General features: G+C 39.9%; 20 protein-coding genes and 1 tRNA gene. 5 read left to right on the forward strand and 16 right to left on the reverse strand.

Going from position 1 to position 24780, the window contains the following annotated elements; translation table 11 throughout:
* Positions 1 to 168 (reverse strand): transposase (locus tag HZC31_06305; GenBank protein MBI5002973.1); only part of this gene is annotated, 168 nt, incomplete at its 3' end.
* Between the two features lie 91 nt (positions 169 to 259).
* Between HZC31_06305 and HZC31_06310 the strand changes: the two genes are divergently transcribed.
* Both HZC31_06310 and HZC31_06315 read left to right on the forward strand, forming a co-directional pair.
* Complete coding sequence (locus HZC31_06310; protein ID MBI5002974.1) at positions 260 to 1312, forward strand: hypothetical protein; 1053 nt, start codon at positions 260 to 262, stop codon at positions 1310 to 1312.
* A 107-nt stretch (positions 1313 to 1419) separates the two neighbouring features.
* Positions 1420 to 1521: transfer RNA gene (locus HZC31_06315), tRNA-Met, on the forward strand.
* A gap of 44 nt (positions 1522 to 1565) precedes the next feature.
* On the opposite strand, the gene HZC31_06320 is transcribed toward HZC31_06315, so the two are convergent.
* The 6 genes from HZC31_06320 to HZC31_06345 form a co-directional block, all read right to left on the reverse strand.
* On the reverse strand, positions 1566 to 2684 hold the full coding sequence (locus tag HZC31_06320) for a DegT/DnrJ/EryC1/StrS family aminotransferase (GenBank protein ID MBI5002975.1): 1119 nt from the start codon (positions 2682 to 2684) through the stop codon (positions 1566 to 1568).
* A 102-nt stretch (positions 2685 to 2786) separates the two neighbouring features.
* The gene (locus tag HZC31_06325; GenBank protein ID MBI5002976.1) at positions 2787 to 3494 is read right to left on the reverse strand and encodes a glycosyltransferase family 2 protein; all 708 of its coding nucleotides are present in this window, start codon (positions 3492 to 3494) and stop codon (positions 2787 to 2789) included.
* Entirely contained in the window at positions 3481 to 4467 is a 987-nt protein-coding gene (locus HZC31_06330) for an NAD-dependent epimerase/dehydratase family protein (protein ID MBI5002977.1), read from the reverse strand. Before HZC31_06330 ends, HZC31_06325 begins: the two co-directional genes overlap by 14 nt.
* A 33-nt stretch (positions 4468 to 4500) precedes the next feature.
* A complete protein-coding gene (locus HZC31_06335) occupies positions 4501 to 6579 on the reverse strand; it encodes a hypothetical protein (GenBank protein ID MBI5002978.1) in 2079 nt (692 codons plus the stop codon).
* Positions 6580 to 6777: 198 nt separating this feature from the next.
* Positions 6778 to 8160, reverse strand: a complete 1383-nt coding sequence (locus tag HZC31_06340) for a hypothetical protein (GenBank protein MBI5002979.1) — start codon at positions 8158 to 8160, stop codon at positions 6778 to 6780.
* Between the two features lie 48 nt (positions 8161 to 8208).
* Positions 8209 to 9348 (reverse strand): radical SAM protein, encoded by a 1140-nt coding sequence (locus HZC31_06345; protein ID MBI5002980.1) that lies wholly within the window; start codon positions 9346 to 9348, stop codon positions 8209 to 8211.
* 263 nt (positions 9349 to 9611) lie between these two features.
* Here HZC31_06345 and HZC31_06350 point away from each other — a divergent pair, with 263 nt between their 5' ends.
* Positions 9612 to 10271: a ribonuclease HII gene (locus tag HZC31_06350; protein ID MBI5002981.1), complete on the forward strand. Its 660-nt coding sequence runs from the start codon at positions 9612 to 9614 to the stop codon at positions 10269 to 10271.
* Position 10272: 1 nt separating this feature from the next.
* Here HZC31_06350 and HZC31_06355 read toward each other — a convergent pair whose 3' ends face one another.
* The 9 genes from HZC31_06355 to HZC31_06395 all read right to left on the reverse strand — a co-directional run bounded on the left by HZC31_06355 (position 10273) and on the right by HZC31_06395 (position 21187).
* A complete protein-coding gene (locus tag HZC31_06355) occupies positions 10273 to 10920 on the reverse strand; it encodes a class I SAM-dependent methyltransferase (protein ID MBI5002982.1) in 648 nt (215 codons plus the stop codon).
* 10 nt (positions 10921 to 10930) lie between these two features.
* The gene (locus HZC31_06360; GenBank protein ID MBI5002983.1) at positions 10931 to 11926 is read right to left on the reverse strand and encodes a glycosyltransferase; all 996 of its coding nucleotides are present in this window, start codon (positions 11924 to 11926) and stop codon (positions 10931 to 10933) included.
* On the reverse strand, positions 11892 to 12344 hold the full coding sequence (locus HZC31_06365) for a hypothetical protein (protein MBI5002984.1): 453 nt from the start codon (positions 12342 to 12344) through the stop codon (positions 11892 to 11894). The genes HZC31_06360 and HZC31_06365 overlap by 35 nt, the downstream gene beginning before the upstream one ends.
* Before the next feature lie 2 nt (positions 12345 to 12346).
* The gene (locus HZC31_06370) at positions 12347 to 13534 is read right to left on the reverse strand and encodes a glycosyltransferase family 39 protein (GenBank protein ID MBI5002985.1); all 1188 of its coding nucleotides are present in this window, start codon (positions 13532 to 13534) and stop codon (positions 12347 to 12349) included.
* A gap of 5 nt (positions 13535 to 13539) precedes the next feature.
* The gene (locus HZC31_06375; protein ID MBI5002986.1) at positions 13540 to 13908 is read right to left on the reverse strand and encodes a DUF2304 family protein; all 369 of its coding nucleotides are present in this window, start codon (positions 13906 to 13908) and stop codon (positions 13540 to 13542) included.
* A gap of 17 nt (positions 13909 to 13925) precedes the next feature.
* On the reverse strand, positions 13926 to 14633 hold the full coding sequence (locus tag HZC31_06380; GenBank protein MBI5002987.1) for a glycosyltransferase family 2 protein: 708 nt from the start codon (positions 14631 to 14633) through the stop codon (positions 13926 to 13928).
* A gap of 78 nt (positions 14634 to 14711) precedes the next feature.
* Positions 14712 to 16541, reverse strand: coding sequence for a hypothetical protein (locus tag HZC31_06385; GenBank protein ID MBI5002988.1), 1830 nt, complete (start codon positions 16539 to 16541; stop codon positions 14712 to 14714).
* 122 nt (positions 16542 to 16663) lie between these two features.
* Positions 16664 to 19831, reverse strand: a complete 3168-nt coding sequence (locus HZC31_06390; protein ID MBI5002989.1) for a glycosyltransferase family 39 protein — start codon at positions 19829 to 19831, stop codon at positions 16664 to 16666.
* Between the two features lie 234 nt (positions 19832 to 20065).
* Positions 20066 to 21187 (reverse strand): NAD(P)/FAD-dependent oxidoreductase, encoded by a 1122-nt coding sequence (locus HZC31_06395; protein MBI5002990.1) that lies wholly within the window; start codon positions 21185 to 21187, stop codon positions 20066 to 20068.
* A 179-nt stretch (positions 21188 to 21366) separates the two neighbouring features.
* Here HZC31_06395 and HZC31_06400 point away from each other — a divergent pair, with 179 nt between their 5' ends.
* Both HZC31_06400 and HZC31_06405 read left to right on the forward strand, forming a co-directional pair.
* The gene (locus HZC31_06400) at positions 21367 to 22707 is read left to right on the forward strand and encodes a hypothetical protein (protein MBI5002991.1); all 1341 of its coding nucleotides are present in this window, start codon (positions 21367 to 21369) and stop codon (positions 22705 to 22707) included.
* Between the two features lie 121 nt (positions 22708 to 22828).
* Complete coding sequence (locus HZC31_06405; GenBank protein MBI5002992.1) at positions 22829 to 24736, forward strand: hypothetical protein; 1908 nt, start codon at positions 22829 to 22831, stop codon at positions 24734 to 24736.
* Positions 24737 to 24780: the final 44 nt, after the last annotated feature.

The following is a 24780-nucleotide window of genomic DNA, read 5'->3' on the forward strand; positions in this document are numbered from 1 at the left end:
ACAACCAGTGCGAAGAACGAAAAGTATTGCGTCCATTGCATTTCTGTCAGGAACGCGAGGTCTATGACACCCTAAAGGGTGTGGCTTCCCTGCGGGAAGCAAAGGTTCTATTTCATTCCAAAGTTCATCCGGAATTCTCCCACCATCATCTCTAACAACTAATCCCATCGGGTCACCTCTTCTCATTCTCACGTGACCCATTCCCTAATATCTATTCAATGAGAAAGCTACTATTTATTCCTTTCGGGATAGGCTCTTAGTGTCCCCTTACCTATTAAGCAGCGTAGAAGGACTTAATGAAAAACAATCAGAAAACTCTTTTCTTCTTGAAAAGACAAAAACATACTTTTTTTACAATAGCTATTCAACATTAGATAATGGGGAACACCAGTTTCCCTTCTTCTCTCTTCTACAACACTTTAAGAGTGTTCCTGCGTCTGTTCTCACCTCTTTTGGCTGTTTTGGGAGTTGGCTGTTTATTATATCTTTGCTCTTTTCAATTATCATCATACTCCAGTCCATTTTTGTAAAGCATTTAAAACTAAACCAGACTGACTATAATTACGGGGTATTCTTTTTTATCTGGACACTTGCCACAACAGCACTGATGATTTTTTTTATAACTGGTCCTAGTAACATTGGAAACAACATACGATACGTTGCAATTGCTCTTTTTCCATTCACATTACTTGTCTTTTCAAGTTATAATTTTTTCTTCTCTTATTTAGAAAAAAATATACCTAATAAAAAGTACATGTTATTGATCTTGCTCTTTCTTTTTTTCTCTTTAACCCTGGTGATCGCTATAAATACTTATCACACCACTATTAAAATAAGAGGAGGCCTTTTATCTCGACATACCGCAATTGATGAGATGGTTATGCTTATCTTTACTGATTACTATCATCTTAACATAGGTGAAAATGCATACCAAGTTATTGGAGGGAATATTCGCTTTTGTTCACTTGAACCAGAGTATATCCCTCTCAGCGAGCTTGTTTTGACTGAAATTAATTTTTTTAACGTTGCACAACCGGTGACTTTAGACAACATTAATAAAAATCTTAATATATATAATACTACTTACATTATTCTTCTTTTGAAACCTATTTCTGAGAGAAATGAGTTTAGTTCTGTTAATGCCACTTTGCTCACAGAACTACGCCCCTGTGATCATGACAGCCTTTATTGTAAGCTTAAAAATATGTTTAAGAATGAGAAGCCTTTCTTTTTTCTCTACAAAATTAATCCCGAGATTTATGCACCTTCGCAAAACTACACGGTCGCCTGCTTAGATCACTCTCCATTTTGAGTGACCTGTGTTTAATGGTGGCAAATTCTACGTATGTTTAAGAAGCTAGAAAATCTCATGCACTAAGCAATCTTTATAAACAACTGCCTGTTCTTTTGGAGTATTATAGCGGAGTAGGGCAGTCAGGAGTGCCCGATGGGCTCATAATGTGAACTATAAGAGTTCAATGAGGTACCCATAGGTCAGTGGTTCAAATCCACTCTCCGCTATTCTTCTTTATTATATATAATATGGATCCAATAGTAGAAGTTTGCTACAAATTAAAGTATTCCGAGAAGCTTCTAATAACATAATCCATATCTTCTCTTGTCACATCATGATGGCATCCAATATAGAACCCTGATTCATTAATCCATTTTGCTACAGGATACTCTGCTTCATTAATCGCAAATAACTTTTGATAGATCGGTTGATTAATCAACGGCAACATTTCACGTGTTTCAACTCCATTTGCTTCTAACCATCCAACAAGCTTCTGTTTTTTCTCCTGCTTTAAGACTATGGGGAACATCATAAATGAATGTTCTGCTCCTTGCCTGATTTTTGGAAGCTGCATATGACTTTCAAACTTCTTCAACTTTTCAATAAGATACGCTGCATTTTTTCTTCTTTTCTCGATTATACTCGGAAGATTTTCTAGCTGCGCAACTCCTAACGCTCCTTCCATTTCTGTGACACGAAAACTATGCCCCACGCTGATAAATCTAAACCGCGCATCTATAATTTCTTTCAATTCCTCATCTGACTTTCCATTGACATCATCAATACTGATGTAGATGGAATCTCTTCCGTGATTCACTAATGAGCGAAGCTTTACTGCATACTCAGGATTATCTGTCGTATTAATACCACCTACTCCTGTTACTAACAAATGCGCAATATAGGTGGAGAAACAGCCGATATCACCAAAAGATCCCACCATCTTTCCATTATACATTGCATACATTGTTTCACAAGAATCTTCAATGACTTTGAGATTATGCTTTCTTGCAATTGCCATAATTTGATCCATCGCGCAGGACATCCCAAACAAGTGAACGGGAATTATCGCGCGTGTTCTTGGCGTTATTTTCTCCTCAATTTTTTCCGGATCAATACTATAATATTCTTTTTCCACATCCACGAATACTGGCTTCATGTTGTTATGAATCACCACATTTGATGTTGCAACAAAGGTGATTGCTGGAACAAGCACTTCATCACCATCATTCCAACCATGCAACTCCTTTAATGCCTGCACAGCAACATGCAGCGCGCTTGTCCCGCTATTACTCATGATCCCAAATTTGGAGTGATGTATCTTCGCAAATTCTATCTCTAATTTTTTAAGAAAAGGACCGTACGAGAGACGTCCTGTTTCCAGAACTTCCATGACATTTTTTTTGCCTGCTCTGATAATGTAACAGTACCCACACCAATGCGTTTCATATTATAGGTGGTTTTTCTTTATTTTATAAAGGTTGTTAGACTTCCCTTAGAATTTATTTCGTAGCCACATCTCACGCAAAAGAAGCTTTACAAAATAGAGCCCTGTTGGGATTGTTCGTGCAGTGCTTTGTCCACCAATCCTATCTCCTTCATACGTCGGAATTTCCTTTATTTTGTATCCTCTCTTTAATGCACGAATAGAAAGTTGATATTCAATGCCAAACCCTTCTGAATCAGGTTTAAGGTCCGCGTATATTGATTTTTTTATTGCACGAAACCCATTGATGGAATCGGTGAGTTTCCCTCTCCATAGTATGTTTGCGATCAAGGTAAATCCTTTATTCCCAAATCCTCTGATGGGAAGTGGAACATCATCATCATCACTTCTTCCGCCATTCATGAACCTTGAACCTACAGCCATGTCACAGTCTTCTCCGAGCAATGAAACAAGAGGAATAATGTCTTTTGGATCTTCATTTCCATCGGGGCTAAAAAAAACAATATGTTCATGCTTCGCAAGCTCTATTGCCATACGAAACGCTTCTGCCCGACCTAATTTTTCTTGTGTGTACACTTTAAGTCCTTTCTTTTCCATAACTTCTTTTGTTCCATCTTTAGACTGCCCATCTATTGCGAATGCATCATCGAAACTTTGGAGGGGGATTTTATCAAAAAGCACATTGACTCCATTACTCTCATTTTTCGTCAGAATCACTAACGTTGCTTTCTGTTTTGCATCCTTAGCAATTGCCATTGCTCATCTCCTCTTTGTACCATGCAATTGTTTTTTTTATTCCTTCTTCTATGGAAATTTTTGGCTTAAAATGTAATTTTGCTTTTGCTTTGCTGATATCGCTTGCACGCCTCATATGCCCATCTGGTTTTGTGGTATCAAACACAATTTTTGGGGCTCTCTCTGCATGCTTACAAAGAAGTCCTACAAGATTTTTAATAGAAATTTCTTCATCACTTCCAATGTTTATTGGATCCCCATCGCATGCATGCTCTACTGCTGCCATTGCTCCATCACAAAAATCTTCGACGTATAAAAATGCTCTTGTTGGTTTTCCCGTCCCAAACACAGTGATCTTATCCTCTCCACTCATTATTTTTGTCAACAAGTTGGGAATAACATGTGCTTTTTCTGGCTCAACATTATCTCTTGGACCATACATGTTTGATGGTCTTATAATCGCGATTTTCATTCCAAACTCTCTCGCATATGCTCTGCTCAAAAATTCTTCCATACGCTTTGCCCAGCCATAGCCTTCGTTTGTCTGTTCAGGGACATTTTTGCATCCCTCACTTTCTGGAGTAGGAATTGTACACTCTGTTGAATAGATACACGCAGAACTTACTGTAAGAAATCGCCCCACTTTATTTTTTCTCGATGCATCAAGGACATTCATAAACGCACTAAGGTTTTCCTTAAAGATCGTCCCAGGATGGGCAACATTATAATGTATTCCCCCAACATCCGCAGCAAGATGACAAACAATCTCTTTTCCATGCGTAATTGTATTGCAAAAGTCCGGATCGTACAAATTTCCTTCCATCAATGTTATTTTGCCTAGGACTCTCTTTAGATTTTTCTCCACCTTGTTTTTATTTCTATAAGAAACAGTCACATCTGCTCCTGCCTCAACAAGTTTTTCCACAAAATGACTTCCAAGAAAACCACTTCCACCTGTCACTAGAATCTGCTTTCCTGCAAAAAATGTTGTCATAAACAAAAGAGAACAAATCATGTTTTTAAATGTTTATTTTCCCACATAAAACGAAACCGTTCTTTCTGCGTTATTCTCATACTCGTCTTTACAGATAACAGTGAACGCATTATAACCCTGCTCCAAGCCTTTCAAATTTGCTCTAAACGCACTCTCTGTCACTTGTGTCATCTCGAGATATTCCAAAGAACCATACGCAGCGTATCCACAGGAGATATTATCACTTTCTGTTGTTGTGACCGTGAGCGCAGTGTCTTGTTCTACTTCTTCATTGTCTTTTGGACTTACTGTCATAATCTCAAGACCACTTGATTTTTTTAATGAGTACGTTGTTGATGTTGTCGCAACATGCTGTTCGCTTTCTTCATCGTAACAGATAATCTCGTAATATTGTATTGTTTCGATTGTTTCTGTTATTTCTGCAGTTTCATTCGTTTCATCGGTTTCATTTGTTTCTGGTATTATCTTTTGCTGGATTGTCACTGCTGCTCTGCATTCATACTCTCCAAGATTTCTGCTCGCTTCTTCTGTTTTTTCACAGGTCATCGCTGTTTCAGTTGTTTCATTTTTCATCACGCAATTTCCTTCTTTATCTGAGAAGAAATGTATTGCTGCTGTTTTTTGGGAGACATTAAAGATTGTTGTTTTTGTTTCTGAGAGCAACGAAGAACTCACGAAAATAGTACTTGTATTCTCTTCTGGAACATCTGTCACATTAATGTAGCCGCGATATTCTTCTGAAGGATTTTCTGTCTCATCAAGAATCACTTCTGAATAGATCTGACTTCCCAATCCTGATGTATTTGAGGATTGTATTCCAATAAGGTATGTTTTTTTGTTTTCTGGATTGTCTACGCAGCGGATGTCTATTGTGGTATCTGTTATTGTCGCGAGGGTTGTTGTACACTCATAACTTCCTCCTGCAATGCCGACAAAGTCGTATGGTTTGTTTTTGCAGCTTAGCGCGTATTCCATCGTGTCATAGCTTTTATCGCTGTAATCATACTTACACTCCGCAGGTTCATCTGTATAGATGTAGATTGGTGTTATTCCCTGCTCGTTTCCAATGAACGAACCATCTTCTGGCGACGCCGCAACAATCACTGGCGCAGCGGTGTCTTCTGTTGCATTCGCTATATTAAGTTCGACGAAAAGTTCTTCTGTTTCTGTGTTTCCATACCTGTCTTCGCAACTGATAAACAAATAATATCCGCCACTGTCAAATTTGTCCATAACGGTGATGGAGAGATTCTTGTATGTTGGATAGGACGCGCCCACGCTCGCGATCATATCATGGATCTCATCAACGTATGGGTCAAGAACATCTCCAAGATCATCTCCTGTCGCAGTATTGTAGACGTCAAAGACCGCAGGGAATTTCTCTTCATAGTTTTCTAAAAGATCATCAGGCGCTTCAAGCGCAGTAATCATCTGCTCTGCTGTCGTGAGATTTAAACCATCTTTTACTTTTTCTGGGATTTCCATTCGTGGAGGAGTTCTCATCGTGAGGGTGTGTGTTGTCGCGTATTCTGAAGTGCCCATAACGAAGACTGGCGCATCAAACAGCTCTGTACTGGGGAGGTAATCTAAATGACATATTGTTTCTTCATTTGTCTGAATGCCCATTGAAAATAATTTGTAGGGGAGAATTTCTGGTGTTATTGTATAGCCGTGATATGATGTTGTTTCTATTTGTAATGTTTTTGGTTCTGCTGTATATCCTGCGCTGAGCTGGTCGCTGTCAAATGTGATGGTGATGTTCTTTTCTTCTTTCCCTGATCGCGGCCGGCAAATAGGGAAACCGTCTTCTTCTTCATAGACACATTTTTTCCCAAGACTCTTGCATTTATACTCTGTGCATGGTGTGTTTCCTTTTTCACATGCTGCACAGCTTTCTCCTGTCTTTGGCGCTTGCCAGACACCGCAGAACGTCATTTCAGTCACTTCTACTTTTGGTTTTTTTGTAAATGGATTCAGATAATTTGGAACAGTAACCCCTACCCATTGATTCACAAACTGATATGCTGTGCTGATCATTTCCACAAAAATATCCGCAGTTTCTTCCACAGGAGAGCCAAGCAGATTATTTTGTACTTGGACGTTTCTTGGCAATATGGTGATTGGTTCTGCCTCTTCTTTTACTTCATATATATTCTCGCTTGGATTATATTTGAAATTTGATTCAAAAAATCCTGCTTCTGTTGTATCGAAAAGGATATTTTGACTATTTCCACAATCGCCTTGTGCGTCGCACGATATTGCCGCCGCGTCAATCCATTCCTGCTCACAGAATAAGCCAGAACATGTTTTTTACGCGTTTGCTCTGCTGCACACTTCTATGCCATTATAATTCCAGAATTTAAATCCAGGAGGGACGTAGGGCGTGCATTGTGTTTGCGCTGTTGCTTGTGTGCTTTCTTGATCTTCTGTGAGGTGCTGAAGCGCTTCATTCCAATAACAGTCTCGCTCTTTTGTGTTATCACAACAAGATTCACTTGTACATTGACTGCAATCCTGCCAACGATTTGGCCTGCACACTGCTGTTGTTCCTGCTCGTCCATTTATGAGCGCTTGCCCTTCAACGCAGATTTCTTCCCGATAATCTCTGCATGCATCTGTTATGGTTTCTCCGTTTATGCAGGAGTACAGTATATGCCTACTTCCCACGACATCTTTTCCCTGCCCTGTTTCCGCGTCATATCCACACCAACTTTCTCCATGCCTGTATGTGCCACAATTTCGACATTCTCCGCCATTACATAGTGTTTCTTCATCTTGTTGTTCTGCCGCTGCATCATTGCAACTGCATGGCGCTGTTTCATAGATACCATTTTTTTCTTCACAAACGGTACTTGGCGTATTCGCGTAACAGCTTTGCGCAAGACCCACATAACAACAGCCATAAATTGGTTCTTGGCCACCAAAGCGGATTTCTCCTGGAGTTTCTACTGTGTCTATTCCCTGCACTGCAAACTGAAGCGTGAAAGAAGATCCTTGTTTTTGTATCGCGTATATTGTTGAAGGATATGGCTTTGCTCTTCTGATGCTGATTTGCGTATGATTGATCATGTAATTGGTTGTATCAAAAGAACCTTCTGTACTCTCTTTGTTGATAATATATCTTGCAATGTTCTGGAGCTCTCCTAATGGCACCGCACTTGTTGCTTGGAAATTTTCCACTGTTGTTGTTTCGCCATCTTTCGTGACTTTGAGCGGATAGGTGATTTGCACTTCTACTGCATCATCTGTTATTGTCACTGTTCCTTCAAAAACACCTTTTGTGATTTTGTAGCCTTGACCTTCAAATGTTTGGAAATTTAAGCAATTGTCTATTTCTTCCCTGATTCCATAAAGGATTTGATCTTCGATTGCATCTGCGCTTAGCACTGCATTGACGCACTGCTGGGTTCCTTCTCCATAACACCAATATTCTACTGACGTGTTTTCATAGACTTTGTAGTAGACTGGTTCATACACCCCCCCTTGGAGCGCGACTTTTGTGATGACTTCTTCCGCAACTGCTTCAAGACAGGATTCTGTGTACTCTGTTAATGACGCCGCGTCAATTTTTTCTGGAATTTCCTGTATTTCTTCGGCGGTTTCGCTTGCGTAGTAAAGAAAAATACCTGCGCTGAGCAAGAGGATAAGTCCCAAAATTATGAATATAGTGACCTGCCCTCTTTTTTGATTCATCAGTCTTTTTTGTGCTTTGTCGGTTTATATAGTTTGTGACGGAGCGCACTACAAGAAATCAACTTCTACTTCAAACGCATCCTGTGTTGGATATTCTTCGACAATTGCTGGCACATAGCCTGCTTCTTTCACTGCTTTCGCGCACATTTTTCTTTTTATTTCTCGAATTGGACAGAGAAGCCTATATTTTTTTTCATCAATCTCGATGTCCGTGACTATCTTTTTTTGGAGTAAACTTTCTCTTGCCGCGCTGAGCTTTTGGAGGAGTTCTTCCTTGTTTTCGACTGCTTCAAGCTTTTTCTTGTATCCTACTCCCGGAACAAATTCTTTCAAATAGACAATGCCTTTCATTATTGTGCCATCTTCAGTCATTTCTTCTTTTACTGTCATAATACTTTCCGCTCGCTTTTTTATTCTCCTACGCATCTGAATGTTATCCTTGAACGCAGAACTGCAATAGTGGATCCTCACTTTGTCTTCTTTGAATTCTTTGAGGAGCGCTTTCGCAAACTCTTCTGACCCTTTTATTCCATACGAAAGCGTGTTTTTTGTGAGATATTTTCCCTTGTCAAACTGCGCCGCATTGGTATCAGAATACTCTAACTCATTCAAATTAATGAACTGAACATACTGCTTCGCGAAATTGATGAGCTCGATTGTTTCTTTTTCTTTTCCTGGAATCGCGGGAATTTCCATCCCAAAATGCCAGGGGAATTTTGTGCCGTTTTTAATTTGTTCCCAATATTTTTTATCGTCAACATCAGGATGGCAGCGAATTTCATCCAGACCCGCATCGTATAATTTTTTAAGATTTTCTTCTGTGAAGAGGTTGAGTGAAGTGTATAAATGAATATGAAACTCTTTTCCAAAACGCTCTTTGAGCATTTTTATGAACTGCGCTGTGCGGTCAACACGCACGAGTGGATCTCCTCCTGTGATTCCGACGCCCTTGCTCTTGCAGAGCTGGATTTCTTTGATAATATTATTGAAATCATCTGTTTTCCACTCGTTGATGTAGATTTCATCTTTCTGCCATTTTTGCTCAGAAATTGGACAATAAAAGCAATGCCGTGGACAGACTCCTGTCACAAAGAAGACAGATTTCTCTCCAGTAATGCATAATTCGCATCCTTTCGCTAACGATCCTTGATGCGCATCCGCATGCTTTTCTTCAACTTCTGTTGCCATCTTATAAAGATCTGCTTGTTTGTTTAAAAAAGTTTTTAAGAAAAAGCCTCCATCCAAAAATTCATTGATAGTTTCTTTTTGAGCAAAAAATAACAACAACGATGGCGGCCTACGGACAAAATACTGGCTTCGCAACAGTATTTTATCCTACGGGGCACCCCGTAAGGGACAACCCCCGCCCCGTCGGCGCCATTGTTGTTATTTTTTGAAAAGCAGACTCTTTCCTCACAACATATTTAAACAAAATAGCACAACAAGAAATAATGGTACTCGTTTGCGGCATTGATGAGGCAGGAAGAGGTCCTGTTATCGGACCACTTGTTATCGCTGGCGTTGTGCTGGATGAAAATGAATTTCATAAATTGCAACAAATTGGTGTTAAAGATTCCAAACTTCTTTCTCCTTCTACACGAGAACGACTTTTTGATCAAATCAAAGCAATTGCGCCACAGCATCACATTATTTCTCTCTCTCCCGCGCAGGTTGACGAAGCTGTTCTCGCAAAAACACAAAACAATAATCTCAACTGGCTTGAAGCAACGACTTCCTCTGAAATCATCAACAAATTACAGCCTGAAAAAGCGATTGTGGATTGTCCCAGCAATAATCTTACCGCATACACGCGATTTGTTCGCGATAAATTACGGAACAAAGGGATATTTCTCGTTTGTGAGCACAAAGCAGATGTCAATTATGTAATCTGCGGCGCAGCGTCTATTCTCGCGAAAGTCACTCGCGATCGCGCGATTGAAGATTTGAAAAAGCAGATCGGCGTTGATTTTGGGAGCGGGTATGTCACTGATCCAAAAACCGTCGCGTTCTTACAGGAATATTGGGATAAGATTGACGTGTTCCGAAAAAGCTGGGAAAGCTGGCAACGATTCGCGCGCAATACAAATCAGAAGAAGCTGGGGGAGTGGTGAGTTAGGTTTTTGTCGCAATCGCTTCAATAAAATGCGAGGTCTTTTCTCCTTGCGATCCTTCATATGTTCCTTTTGTTTTTTCAATGTTTATGATTTGGAAGTTGCTTAGTTTTTGTTTCATGTATTCTTCATCAAAGAAATGACGAACATAATTTTCTTCTGTCACAAAGACATTTTTCTCTACTTCTTTTCCTTTGCCAAACTCTTCATCTTCTGTTGATTTACATTTTATGAACAGAAAACCACCTCTCGTGAGCATCTTATGGAGCATTTTGAAGATTTGCTCTGTTTGCTCGTCAAGAAAATAATGAAGACTCAAATGCGTGTAGATGATGTCAAATGAACTTTCTGGAAATTGAAGATTCTGAAGATCTTGCTCTATAACTTGTATGTTTGTTATCTTTTCTTCATTTATCTTTTTATTTAGAATCTCTAATGCGACTGGTGAGACATCTGTCGCTGTCACTTCATAGCCTCGCTTTGCAAAGAAGATACTATCTCTTCCGTCTCCACAACCGAGATCGAGCACTGTTTTCCTTGATTTATCTTTTAGAAACTCTATGCACTGTTTTGCAAATTCTGTTGGGTCTCGTTTCTCTTTTCTTTCTGTTCGCTTTTTCCAGTACTGGTCTTGTTGGAGAGGTTGCATGCTCTAAATTTTACCCCAACAACCATCTTACCCCTTTCAATTCTCCCCACGCATAGCTGAAATGTTGGATGAGAAAGGCGAGAAAGACCTGCAGAAATCGCGCTGATTTGCTCTGCTTCAGAGAAATAAGAAGACTATATAACAGAATAAAAGGGAAATACGCATACGGCACAAGCAGCCAGACATTTTTTGTCCAGAAATACGCAATTCCTGAAACAACAAACACTGGAATGAAAAATAATGGAAGCAGATATTTTCCGCTCACCAAATCTGGATGCTTTTTCATCAAGCGCATTCTGCCATCTCCATAGAACACCATATTCTTCCAAAACGCTTTTGGCGTCGCGCGAAAATTATGCCAGACAAATGAGTCGTGAATCCCATAGACAATGTATCCTTTCTTTTTCAGCTTCGCGCCAAGATCCCAGTCTTCTCCCTGATTTCCTAATTCTTCTGAGAACATACCCACATCAAGCAGCGCTTTTTTCTGATGCAATGAATTCGCGCAGGAAATACTGAACACAGGCTTATTCTTTTTCATCGGTTGGGCTTGAATGCTTCCAAGCGAACCAAGCATTGAATTAAACGCAATCCCAATCGCTTCCTGAAACACTGTCGCGTCTTTGGGCGGAATATTCGCGCCACCAACTCCCGCAAGCATTGGATTTCCCACTGCATGACGAGAAAATCCTTGCCTCAATCTGCGCAGCCAATCTTCTGGCACAATACAATCCGCATCAGTAAACGCAATGAAGTCATATTTTGCATTTTTTATCCCAATATTTCTGCACTCAGTAATGGATCCTTTTTCTTTGCTATGAAAATGGAGATTCGCATGCTGCTCCTGCGCTTTTTTTACAAGAGATTGCGTGGCATCTTTTGAACCGCCATCAACAATCAGAACTTCATAGCTTTCTTTAGGAACGTCTTGCTTGAGCAATGATTCAAGACATGAAGAAATATTCTTCTCTTCATTCAATGTGACAACAATCACGGAGACCTTCATTTGTGTACCTCTCTATAAAGACGCTGACTCTGCATTCCAGATTTTCCGGGACTTTTGTTCCAGTAAATACTATATCGCAAAACAAATCGTCTTGCAAAAAGACCCCTTGCGCAATAAGACAGGCATCTGACATAGGCTCTTTGCCTGTGCAATCGTAGCCTTGCCTGATAAATATACTGTAACACTGCGAGGATAAGCGCAGATTTTTAATGTTTTCGCAGAGAAGCGGATTGTTTTCTGCTGCTGCTTGCACTGCATACATTTCAGACTCTTTCTCGTCAGTATATCTTGCTTTTAGTGTGAAAAGAGTGATACATATGAGAAGAGTCAACGCTATCCAGAAAAAGAATCTTACAACTTTTTGCAACTCTTCTTTTCGCTGTTCTTCTTTCTGTTGTTCCTTATGTTCTGCTGTCATTTTCAGAACACCCCAAGCTTCATTTTTATTTCTTCAAGAACTGCGTTGATTACTGCATTGCCGCCAGCATCTTCCAAAATCATTGTTCTACTTGGATAGAGCCACGCGCCAAGGAAAGATATTATTGCATACAGAAGGATAAAGCAGATAATGGTCTTGTGTACCGCAAGCGTATTTTTCCATTTTTCCGCAAGGAACAAGATTCCAAGCGCAGCAAGCGGCAAAAGAACAGGAAATAAAACCATGCTAAATCTCGGCGATGTTAACGCAACAAGCTGGATTCCTACCAGATACAGAAGCGCACATAGTCCATAAAGCGCGTAGAATAGTCTTCTTTCTTTCTCCTGTTCTTGTTTCCATCCAACATATGCAAGGATATATGCAATGTGGAACGCTGCGCCATGCACAATGATAAATTTCAACCAGCCCAGTAATGAATATTTTCCTGCAGTAATCGCCGCTGCTTTTCCAGAAAGCACAGAGCCAACATTGTAGTACCACATGAAAATAAATTCAGGGACAAAAATGATAATTATAAGAGTAAGAAACATAAAAAAAGCCGTTAAAATACTTTTTGTATTTTTTATCTCTTTAATTATGTTTATATGAATCAAATAACGTATACAATAATAAGGTACTAGAATAATAACAGCGTCACGCACTAAAAAGAAGAGACCCAAAACAAGACCAACAAAACATAAATGAGCCCATCGAATTTCTTTCTTTTCAAAAACGTATTCTATTACCCAAAGCCCAAGCACAAGCGTGAGATATCCTGCCGCGTCCACCAACACTCTTGTTGCATACAACATTAATGGAAGTGAAACAGCATACAACGCTGCTCCAATATACGCAAGTATTTCTTTTTGCTCATGATTCTTAAAGAATTTTTTCAACCAATAATAAAACAAAATCGTTGTTGCCGCAAAAATAATCATGTTTAGAATGCTATACGCCTGACGAACACCAACGAACGGCTCAAGCATTGCCGCTGCCATAATTTCTACTGGTCTTTTGAACGCATAACTCTGCAAGACACGCTCTGTATCATCGTCTCCTAATATTTCTCCTTGCAGATAATACGTTGATGGGACATACGCCTGTGTATCCACAAGAACAGTATTATAATATAACAACCCCGAAAGGATAGAAATAAAAATCAGACTCAGCAACCAGTATGTTGTTTTCATACCACTCACTTTTTTTTGCGCACAGGATTTTGAATCGCAATTTCCCGCACCAGTTTTGTCATTTCTTTTTGCTGCGCCTCTACCTTCACATAAATTCTAAACAGCGCGTAGAAAAGAATAATCATCCCGGTGTAAATTAATGTATCTACTCCTCTTCCAATCCCTAAAAATTTTGAAAGCGTGACAAAAATACTCGGAAAGATCGCGACACAAATAACTCCGCCCCATATTACTGTCCAGAAAAAGAGCTCATTCGCTTTAATGCTGTGATCTTTATAGCGCAAGATTGCTCTGCTCAGCGCGAAGACCGCAAAGAGAATGCCAATTATCTGAAGCATCCCAAAATCTCCCAGCGCTTCTATCCCAATACTCATTTTTCCACCGTTGTTTCTTACTTCAATACTTTACTCTTAATCATATTCCACAAAATACCCACTGCAGCAAAAGTGCTTTGCCCCTTCTCAAGCGAATACGCTGTGTAGGTAATAGTGACTGGAACTTCTTTATAGGAAATGTTTTGTTTTCCTATCTGCTCCACTATTTCTGACGCATGCTCCATGCGATCTGCCTTTAACTCAAGCTTCCGCACTGCTTCTCTTTTTATCGCGCGAAATCCATTATGCGAATCTGTCAATCGGACTCCATAAAACAGCCAAATAATCCAAGCACCCCCTTTGAGTATCATCTTTCGATGCCAAGGAACATTGGACATTGTATCTAAAAATCTTGAACCCAAACACGCATCTACTTCTTCAGCGTGTATTGGCTTTGTTAATCGTCCAATCTCTTCTGCATGATGCTGCCCATCCGCGTCAAAGGTTACAATAATTTCCGCGTCATTCTTCATCGCAAAATCTATTCCTGTTTTTAACGCCGCGCCTTGTCCTCTGTTCATGAGATGGCGAAGTACTGTCGCGCCAGCATCTGCCGCAACCGCTCCAGTCGCATCTTTTGACCCATCATCAACAACAATAATATTGTGATAACCATTCTTTTTGAGATCAGAAATAACCGCGTCAATTCTTTTTTCTTCGTTATAACCCGCAATAACTACCCATACCGCATCATTGCACTGTTCTTTCTTTTCTTTCTGCTCCATATCCATCCCTTATTCTCTCTAATAATCTTTATTCTTCTTATAAAACTTATGCATGTTCTACATGTACTTCTGCGTGCACTATTCTGTTATTTTATACAACTCCACGACCAGATTGCCTTCTTTATCAAAATACTGATAGACTGCTTCCATTTTCAAAACAATGTCTTCCTGCTCCACAACAAGCACTTTTTTGAGCGGAACATCTTTGTCTCCTGCTGCCAAACGAACCTTTGCTGTTGCTGTTTCAATTCCATTTTCTTCAAGATATTTGTTATACATCGGATCTGTCTGCAAACACCAATACGCGGCAGTTGTCTTGTCTTCTTTTTTTCCATACACTGTTTCGTTCCAGCGCTGATTGCACAATGCCTTGAATTCTATGTTTTGCGTTTCTAAGAACGCATACGTCACCTGATATTCTTTCATCAGCTCTTTTGCTTTTGTCCTATTTGTTCCAAACAAAATAACTGCCATATCTGCTGTTCTTTTGTTGTGATCCACAAATGGCGAGCCGTGGGTGACTCTTGTCGTCATCACATTTTCTCCAGTCATCGCGTTGAAGAAGAAGCCAACATCTGGATGCGTGGTGATCACGACATCCTCTTCTGTGATCATTCCTTTTTCATCAAGATATTCCCGCAACGCATTGTATGCTTTTATTTTTTCACTGTCTTCTGTCGCGTATGCATATCTGTCTGAGCTTTTGTATTCTTCTATAATGTTGATAAAAGAAAATATAGCGATACCTGTAAATAGAAGAAGGAAAATTCCTGTGGTCGTTTTTTTGGAGAACTGCTTTTCTGTTCTTTTCTCTGCCTGCTTCCAAATATAGAAAAGTCCTGTAATCAAGATAAGATGCTTGACAAAAACAAGCACAATGGGAAATCTGTAATATCCGAGACTCATGCCTAGCGTTGGATAGGTTAAATAAGGATGAATATAACCCAGCAGCGCCGCAACAAAAAGCAACAACGGAATAAATATTTTTGTTTCCTTGTTCTTTACCCCATACCAAATAAATCCTACAAACGCAATGAGGAATATTATTGTTGCTGTTGTCCGGATTCCTGCACCAAAAACAAAATCTGTGAATAAGGCACGCACTGCTTCTTCTGTGGGCATCACGGATTCTGATGTATAAATCTGCCAGTCATTCAGCGTGTTTCCCTGATATTTCAACAGCAATGGCGCCCAAAATAATAACGCGATCGCAATTCCTACGCAGAAAATGAGACACCATTTTTTTCTTACTGCTTTTTCCGCTGTAAAATCCCCTGAAATTATTTTCTGCAGAAGGATGAAGAAAAAAAGTATTCCTGCAACAATGAATGTCACGAGATGCTGTAACCCCGCAAGACCAAAAATAATTCCCGCGATAAGTACTTTCTTTTTTTCAATATCTTTATTGATCTGATAGAGGAGCAGCGCAAAAATCGCAAGCAACGGAATCATCAGCTGTTTTGCAAATTCTGAAGGATGAAACGCAGGAACAAGTTGTACTGCCCATGTGAGAGAAAGGATTAGTGCCCACGTCTTGTTTTCAAAATACATTTTTCCGAAAATGTATGTGATAATAATTGTTGCAATCAGAATAAGAATAGGAAAATAAATTCCAACAGTTAATATGTCTATAAAAGAAATTTTTGCAACAAGCGCGATGAGAAATTGGGTGAGCCAGGGATAGTGCTGCAGTTCTCCAAGATACTGCGCGCTGATAAATGGATTATATGTATTGTAAATCTTGAGCGCTGACGCGAAATGCGCATAATGATCTCCACCATAATATTCTGAAGGGAATTGATTGAAACTAGAAAAAAGAATACCATAAAATATTGTGAAGAAGATGAGAATAATGCACACTGCTTTATCCTGCCACTGCATTGATTTGAAGAAAGTACTTGGTTTCATTTTGCGGTATTTTAGTTTATTTTATATTATTGGAATAAACTTTTCCATAAAGCATGCGTTTGTGGTATAGATCGTTGCTTGGCGATTCTATAACAAAAATCATTAGCTCTCAAATGTTTTTATTACGCTTTGGTCTCTTCCGTTGTCTCTGCTATTTCTACTTCTTTTATCTCGACAGGCATATCAGCAGAACCAACAATTTCTTGCTGCACAAACACTTTATTCGCAGAGCTACAAGACCAATCCACTTTCCAAACATAAATAGTTTCTCCTGTCACTGTATGCTGCTCTTCAAACAAATCAAAACACTCGAGGTTGTGGCCTTTGTAAAAAAATAATTTTGTGAACATGCTTTCCAGCAGTTGAGAATCCATGAAAAAGCCAGTAAAGCTTGCTCCTGAAGGAATTATCGCCGCGCTGTACGACGATCTGCCATCTGATGAAATGAGCACATCACTTTGGTTACTGAAATCAGTTGTATTAAACGACCCATCTGGCGCAATATACAGCAATTTTTGCGGATGCTTGTACCCTTCGCTTGTCAGCACGCCTGCATCACCTGTGGTAAAATTAATCATAACTCCTGAACCGCAGAGGAGCATTTCGTTTTCCTGCCAGCAATCCTGTGGCATGGTGACATACGAAGGCCATCCTGTAATCCAGTTATTTGGGTCACTTGTTATTGCCTCATTGTATAATTTTTCCGCTTCTTCCACAGAAAGACCAATATCATTTTCGATGATTGTTAGCGCTTCTTCTTTTTCATACGCATTCGCGACATTCACGATGTACGCTCTTTCGAAATTCCATGACCCGAAGTGCGCCCAAACTCCTGATTTTCCCACCATATCCTGACTTGTAATAAAATAATCTTCTGGAGGAGTACAATGCGTGTACTGAAGCACTGCGCTTGCTTCTTCTTCACTGAATCCATTTTCTGTTAATGCTGTTCTTGCATCTTCTTCTGTCATCAAAATGATTTCTTTTGTGAGCGTGATTGTCTTGTACGAATTATTTATTTTTTTGTAGATAGTATCGTACGCGCTATTTCCGCCACAATCTAACATGCGCAGAATTCCAACTGCTTCACTTTCGCTGTCTGTGAGCAACGCGCGCCCAATCCAGTGCGCCTGCGGCGTATCCTGTGAACCTCCATCAAATGTCACCGCGCGATCCGCAATCGCTTTAAACCAATGACCAAAATCCCACCATGAATTGACTATCGCGTCTGGCGCTGCCTCTTGATTAATTTTTTCCAAGGCATTATACCATCCATCATTGATTAAAGGCATTTGCTGGCTTCCCAACGTATAGCCTACTCCAATCGGTAAGAAAAGGAGAATCGCGACTCCCGCAATAAGGACAACCTTTACCCATTTTACCTGCAATTTTATGAGATCCGCAATAACGTCTGCCCAAATTCGATAGACAAAAGAAACACCAAATCCACACGCGACCGCAAACGCTGGCACGAGAATCATCACGAAACGAACCCCCTGCGTACTTGCGTAGATAGTTCCGACAAACCAAATGAACAAAAGAACAGCATATTTCATGTCCGCTTTCTGCTCTTCAAGGAGCGCATAGATGACTCCAATAAGCAATGGAATACCTACTAAAAAGAAAAACAAAAATAATGTGTCCTGAAGCTGCGGAATCCATTTAATGATCGCGGCATACCACATACTTACCCCGACAAAATAGATTGTTGTAAAGGAAACCTTTCTGTAAATCAAATAAAACAATGGCGCGAATAATAAGAGGGTGAAGAAAAATGGAGAGATTATTTTTCCACTCAACAGCGTCAGTAGAATCACCCACGCAAGTCCCGCCGCAAGCATCCATTCCTGCTCTTTTTCAATAATCGCACGCTCAAAAAGCGCATACCCTACTCCTAAAAACGCAAGTAGAAGAAGAATTCCCATTCCAAAGCTCACTGTGCCAATTATTTCTGACAAAGAAGCTGGATTGAATTCCGCAACTGTTGTTAAAACGTTTGGCCAGATTTTGATAACTCCCACTTCTTTGATCGTCGAAAACGCAAGTGGTTCCTTGACCGCATTGACAAATACTTTAAAGCTGGAAAAGAACGTGACGAAAAGACCACAGCATACAATGAAGATGACCAACGCAAGAAGCAATTTTTCTTCTTCACTTTCAAACTGCTTTTTCTTTATTGTTTCCAAACCTGTTTTTACTGCTGCTCCTAACACAAACAACGGCGCAAGAATAATCGCGCCAATGATCCAAGTGATCTTCTGATTGCGCTCTTTTCCCGCGATGTATTTTTTGACAAACACATACCACAAAGAAACAAAACAAACACCAAGAAGGAAATCATAAATGTACCACCAGCCGCCCCACGTGTAGCTGAAGATTCCTACAATCATTCCCCCCAATGCGCCGAAACCCAGCGCTTTTTTCCAATTTTGCGCTTCAAGCGCTTCGATAAAAATCCACATAATTAATAGAGGGAAGAGAACGTTATAGCCATCTGTATCAGAAAATCCCGCAATTGTTCTTCCAATAAACGCTGGATGCACCGCAACGATTGTCGCCGCGACAAACGCGCCCATATTTCCCGCAACCTTTTTCACCATGAAAAATGCAGGGATAACCGCCAACGCAGCAAGAAGCACTGGCAAGAAATACACCACAGTCATCAATCGAATGTTTGGCGCAAACAAAGAAATTATTTTGTAAAGATATGCTTCCACCATCACGTGAAAATGCGGGAGTTTACTTGTTTCTCCACCGAGTACTTCACGCGGTGTCCCTGCCATCTGATGCGTGTCATAATATCTTCCATTGAGTTCGATGTCGCCTTCATACCCATGTTCTAGATAATTTTCTGTTAATCTATAGAAATACCATGGATCAATTTCTCCAAGATACGTTAATCCATACTCGTCCTGAAATTGTGCTTTAATTTGCTGCGCATTTTGTTCTACGAGGTCTTCTATCGCGATTTGCTGCCCCAGATAATCAATTGTTCCTGCCGCATAGATCGCATCGAGCTGCTCTTGCGCAAGCTTCTGCTTGTTTTCCTCAGGGAGATTCGGATACTGCGCATTGACCTGATCTAGAATTGATTGTTGGATTGATGAACGAATATTTGCTTCTGCTGCATTGTCAATTGATGGAAGGTAAACTGGTTGGATTCGAATATGGATGCTTAAGAAAATGGGAATCAGTATCAGGAAGAGAAGATAATTTGCTTTGCACCACGTCCATATGTTTAGCGCAATTTTTCCAAAGTCAATAGAAATGTCTTCTTTTTCTTCTCCCACTCATCCCACCAAGAGATGTGAGAAAGCTGGGTTTTTATAAAGGTTGTTGAAAAGAATGCTCCACTACTTTGCTCCTTTAGATTTTGTTTAGATTCGCCCGATTGCTTTTGAATTTCTGTTCTCATTTTACTTTTTTAAAAAAAAAGAGAGCTGAATTGTGTATAAGGACTTTACTGAGCGACTACTTATTTTTTTGGTGCGTGTTTATGTGCAGCTGTTTATGAAAATACAACATTATAACGCTTTCCACATCTTTTTCATGTGCTTCATCCCAAAGAAAATAAATTGCGGATTTTCTCTAACAAGATGAAATATTAATTGTAAAAGGTTATCCCGCGTATACTTTTCCATCACCTCGTTCGCACTGGAATTGTTCAGCATTTTGACGAGTTGGTTGTATTCCTCATCTGAAAATTGGTCAAGGAACTTTCGCAGGAAGAGATGGAGCCACAATTTTTCTCTTTTGAGTTCTTTGTTGAAATCTTTGTTGTTGATGACGCAGTCTGTAAGTATTTTCGCTGCTTCAAGATGTGGAATAATTCCGCCTCCTGTTGTGGATTTTATGATTGTCGCTGCGTCACCAATAAGATAGATGTTGTTTTTTTGGACATTGATGTTTGGATTGTAACAGGGAATTAATCCTCCTTGTCTGTCCGTAATGTCCAAGTCTGTGTATCCTAATTTTTCCATCGCATGTTTGAAATAGATGTTTGGTGTTTCTTTTGTCGCAAGACCAATTCTTGCGTGCTGCGTATCTTCTGGGACAACCCAGAGGAAAAATTCTGGACAGATATTTCCAAGATAGACGTGATAGGTGTTTGGTTCAAAGGTTCCTTTCACTGTTGCCTGGCTCCCATAATACATCGGCGTTGGATGCCGCTTGAGCATTTCTTCGTTGATGATTTTAGAGACTTTGCTGTTTGGTCCATCCGCGCCGATAAGAATGTCAATTTTAACTTTCTTTTCTGCTTCTTTATTTTTCACGATGATTTCTTGTGTTTCATCATTGTAACTGATGAACTTTGTTCCTTTTTCTATCGTCGCTCCTGCCACGATCGCTTTCTTCAGAATGTAGTTGTCAAACTTATGACGGCAAACGATAATATCATCATTTTTTGTTTCAAACACAGTGCCATCTGGCGCAAACACTTTGACTTTCCGCATCCTGTTGACTATGTACTCATCGCTGAGTTCCACGTGGTTTTTGAGATCATTGGTGAGAATTCCTGTACACTGAATAGGAAGCCCTGGCTCAAGATGTTCTTCGTAGATCGTGACGTTGTAGTTCGCTTTTGCAAGAAGATACGCTGTGTAGTTTCCCGCAGGTCCTGCACCAATGATCGCGACTGATTTCATTCTTTATGGGTTGAACGGAGCGCTTTTAATGATTGTTGTGGATTGTTGCTTTTTTACCCTTTACTTTTGCCTTTTTGTTTTTGAAGAGTAAGATTAAGTTTGTGCGTCTTCTTTTGTGGAATCACTTAATAGTAGTTAATTGCAAAAGATTTATAAATAAAGCAGGGGTTCTTTGAGGTATGGCCCAAGCAAGTACTACAGAACAAGACTTTTTTGGTAATGAACCATCGTTAGATAGTTCTCTCCAAGCTGTTGAAGCAGAAATCGAACCAGAAACCTATTCAGAATTTTATGACTTGGTTACAGAACGATTATTTAAAACATCAGCAGAAGAAGGGATTGGATTTCTTGGCAAGTATATTGAACGACGAGGATCTTTTTGGGGTCTTGGAAGTGTAGGAACTTCTCTTAGAAAACATAGTTACCTCCAAGAAGACATCGCAAAATCACATCCTAATGATCCTGATCGAATAGAAGAAGCACTTGTGCAACTTCGCGATACGAAACGAGAAAATGGTCGATTAACGCTTGATGACGTTGTCGCGACAAGTTATCTTCTCACTGATGAATTTGACAGACGCGCGACATTTTTGTTGGCGTATGAACTTGATTATCTTGAAGCACGAGAGCTCGGTGTCTCTGTCTCTTCGAAAGGAAAAACCGGGACTACCCAACGAGCTCCGACAAAAACAGAAGGAGAAGCATATGTCGCAGATATCCTTCAATGGATGGACTACGCAACTTCAAAGAGGATGCCTTTCAGAGAACTCATACGAGGAATCCATTTCTTTCTTATTAACAGTTTAGAACTTTATGCGACTGCTGTTCATGATATTAAACAAAAAAATTATACTGTTGCTCAAATAAAACTCACTGGCCTTCGCGCTGCTGCTGACAAAGGACTCGCGAACATAGAAGGACCAATTATTTATCAGCTTGCGCAAATTGCACTCAAAACAAAAAATGATGCACTCGCTGAAGAAAGATTGAGAGAATGTGTGATGATGCCTTCAACAGCATTTCCCACACAGTTTGGAATACATATTGAAGATGCATATCAGGCACTTTTAGAACTCTACCAAAAAAGAAAAAATATTGATGCTGCACACGAAATATTGTCTCATGCAAAACGATACAACGCAGTAACACAAGAACACTATGTCTCTGTTGCACGACTCTGTTATAAGCTATATCGCGGACAGGATGTCATTGCTCTTATCAATGAAGGCATCAACAGATTTTCGGAACATGACAGATTACGAGCATACAAACAAGATGTAGTTAATGATTGGTTTGAATTAGGTGGTAAAGCAGAAAAAGATAAAGATTACTCTGATGCTCGCGCATATTACAGACGAATCATTGAATTTGAACCAACACATACGCAAGCGTATTTACGAATTGCACAAACATATGAAGCACAGGGCAGAAAACTTGAAGCACGAATGCATTACCAGAAAACACTCGCCTTAGATAAGAGAGTTACTGAAGCACAACAAGGGCTTAAACGTGTTCAATAGAAAAAACATCAACATTCTTTTATGGATCTATTTCTTAACCTAATCGACCATCACAACTTAATCTTCAAGTCGTAAAGCATACCGCATAATCTTTATAAAACGATTCTCGTTTCTCTCTTTCATGATGGAACATTCTTCTGGTGGGGCTCCGTATGATCTTCTTCTCCAAACACTGTCTCGGCGTTTGCTAAAACCCACTATTTCCCAAAAAGAGGGACTTGACGCACTTGCCTCTTACATTACGGGCACAGGATGGATAACTGAAAAACCTCTCTGGGCAACACTCCTCTACTGGCGGACAAGACAAGAAGAACGCTCTGCTCTGAACAGTTGTCTTGAAGAATTGTATTCCAAAAAACGAGAACTGAAGAATGACTCTCTTTCTCTTGACGCAGTTGTTGCTGTCGCGTACACCCAAACAAACGAGGTTGATCGACAAGCGCTGCTCGTTCTTGGTCATGAATTTGGTTTTTATACAATCACAAAAGAATCTAACTCTGCATATTTCGTTGATGATGATTCCAAGCAAAGTATTGTTGCTCTTGTAACAAATTTGGAAGCCGCAAAGAAGGGAGGAATTACAACGGACGCAGTCATGGCTTATCTTCTTCCTCAACGCACTGTTTCCAACGCCAGAGAAGAAACTTTGGATATTGGAGATACGTGCGGATATGACTCTGATATTACTGGAACTTTTGAATTTGATGATGATCAAGAATTGGATAATTTCGCTACAGAAGAGCTTGACCCCTTAAGCCCAACTGTTCTTATTCCTCTTTATACGATGGGAATTACTGCTGTCCTTGCAAACGATCGTGAAACAATTACCCAAATAGGAAAAAATAATATGATCCAACTTCGAGACGCACAATATAAAAAACACATCGCTTGCGCACTTCGCGCAGCGTACAGTTTCCAGAATAATGTTATTCCACAAGCAATACGATATTATGAAGAAAGCATTGCTTTAACGCCAGAACCGGAAACACACGAACCCCTTTACGCAGCCTCAATTACGGCACTTTCTGGATTATATTGTCGCTCTGTTGCATACACTGAAAGATTTGCAACGCTTTACCCGCTCGCGAAGGCAGTGGCGATCCCACTTGATGAACAGACTATTTGTGAGAAAGTTAGACATTTCGCGGAGATGACAACGAAGGCGTATAGTACACAAAAAAGCGACACTTCTCTTCGTCAATTAGACAAACTACTTCCTCTTACTGAACTTCCTTCTGTCTTTGAAATAGTAACCACGGCATATACTTCAATGATGCGCCATGCGCTTGATGACAAAAATATTGATCACGCAAGACATTGTCATGACAAAATAGCAGCACTTTCCCAAAAAGTTCCTTTTGAAGACGAACTAAGAGACGGTATTGAAGAAAAAGTTCTTGATGCCATTGTTTTATTTTATGAATTTGCAGCATTACAATATGACGTAGGAGCTGTTGAAGAAGCGGCAAAAGCACTTGACAACTGTGAACGTGTTTTAAAGACTGGTGGCGCTGGCGCTCTTCACTTACTCACTGCAAAAATTCGACTTGCTGAAGGAAACAACGATGCTGCACTCGCATCTTTAGAAGCAGCTGTTGCTTCTGATTTTAGTGATCCACGATACAAAGTAACAAAAGAAGAAGTATATGTACTTCTTGCACGACAGTATTACTTAAGAAAGAACTACAATAAACTAAGAGATTTATTTGAAGACGGTTTTGAAAAACTTCCTTCACATCAGAATTTAATAGAATATAAACTAGATGTTGTTAATGATTGGTTTGAATTGGGACATAAAGCAGAAAGAAATAAGGATTATTCTGACGCACGCATGTATTATCGACGAATCATTGAATTTGAACCAATTAATGCAAGAGCCCACTTACGAATTGCCTTAACTTATGAAACACAAGGACGTAAAATAGATGCACAAACATACTACCAAAGGACACTCGTTCTGGAGGCTCAATCTTTGGAAGCGCAACAGGGGCTTCTTCGATCGATAAAGGAAGTTATTACTCCACAGTGAATACAAATAGAAACTTTTATAAATAAGCTCCTTTTTTACCCCAA

It is taken from the genome of Candidatus Woesearchaeota archaeon (assembly GCA_016214075.1).
In the GTDB taxonomy this organism is placed as follows: Archaea; Nanobdellota; Nanobdellia; order Woesearchaeales; family DSVV01; genus JACRPI01.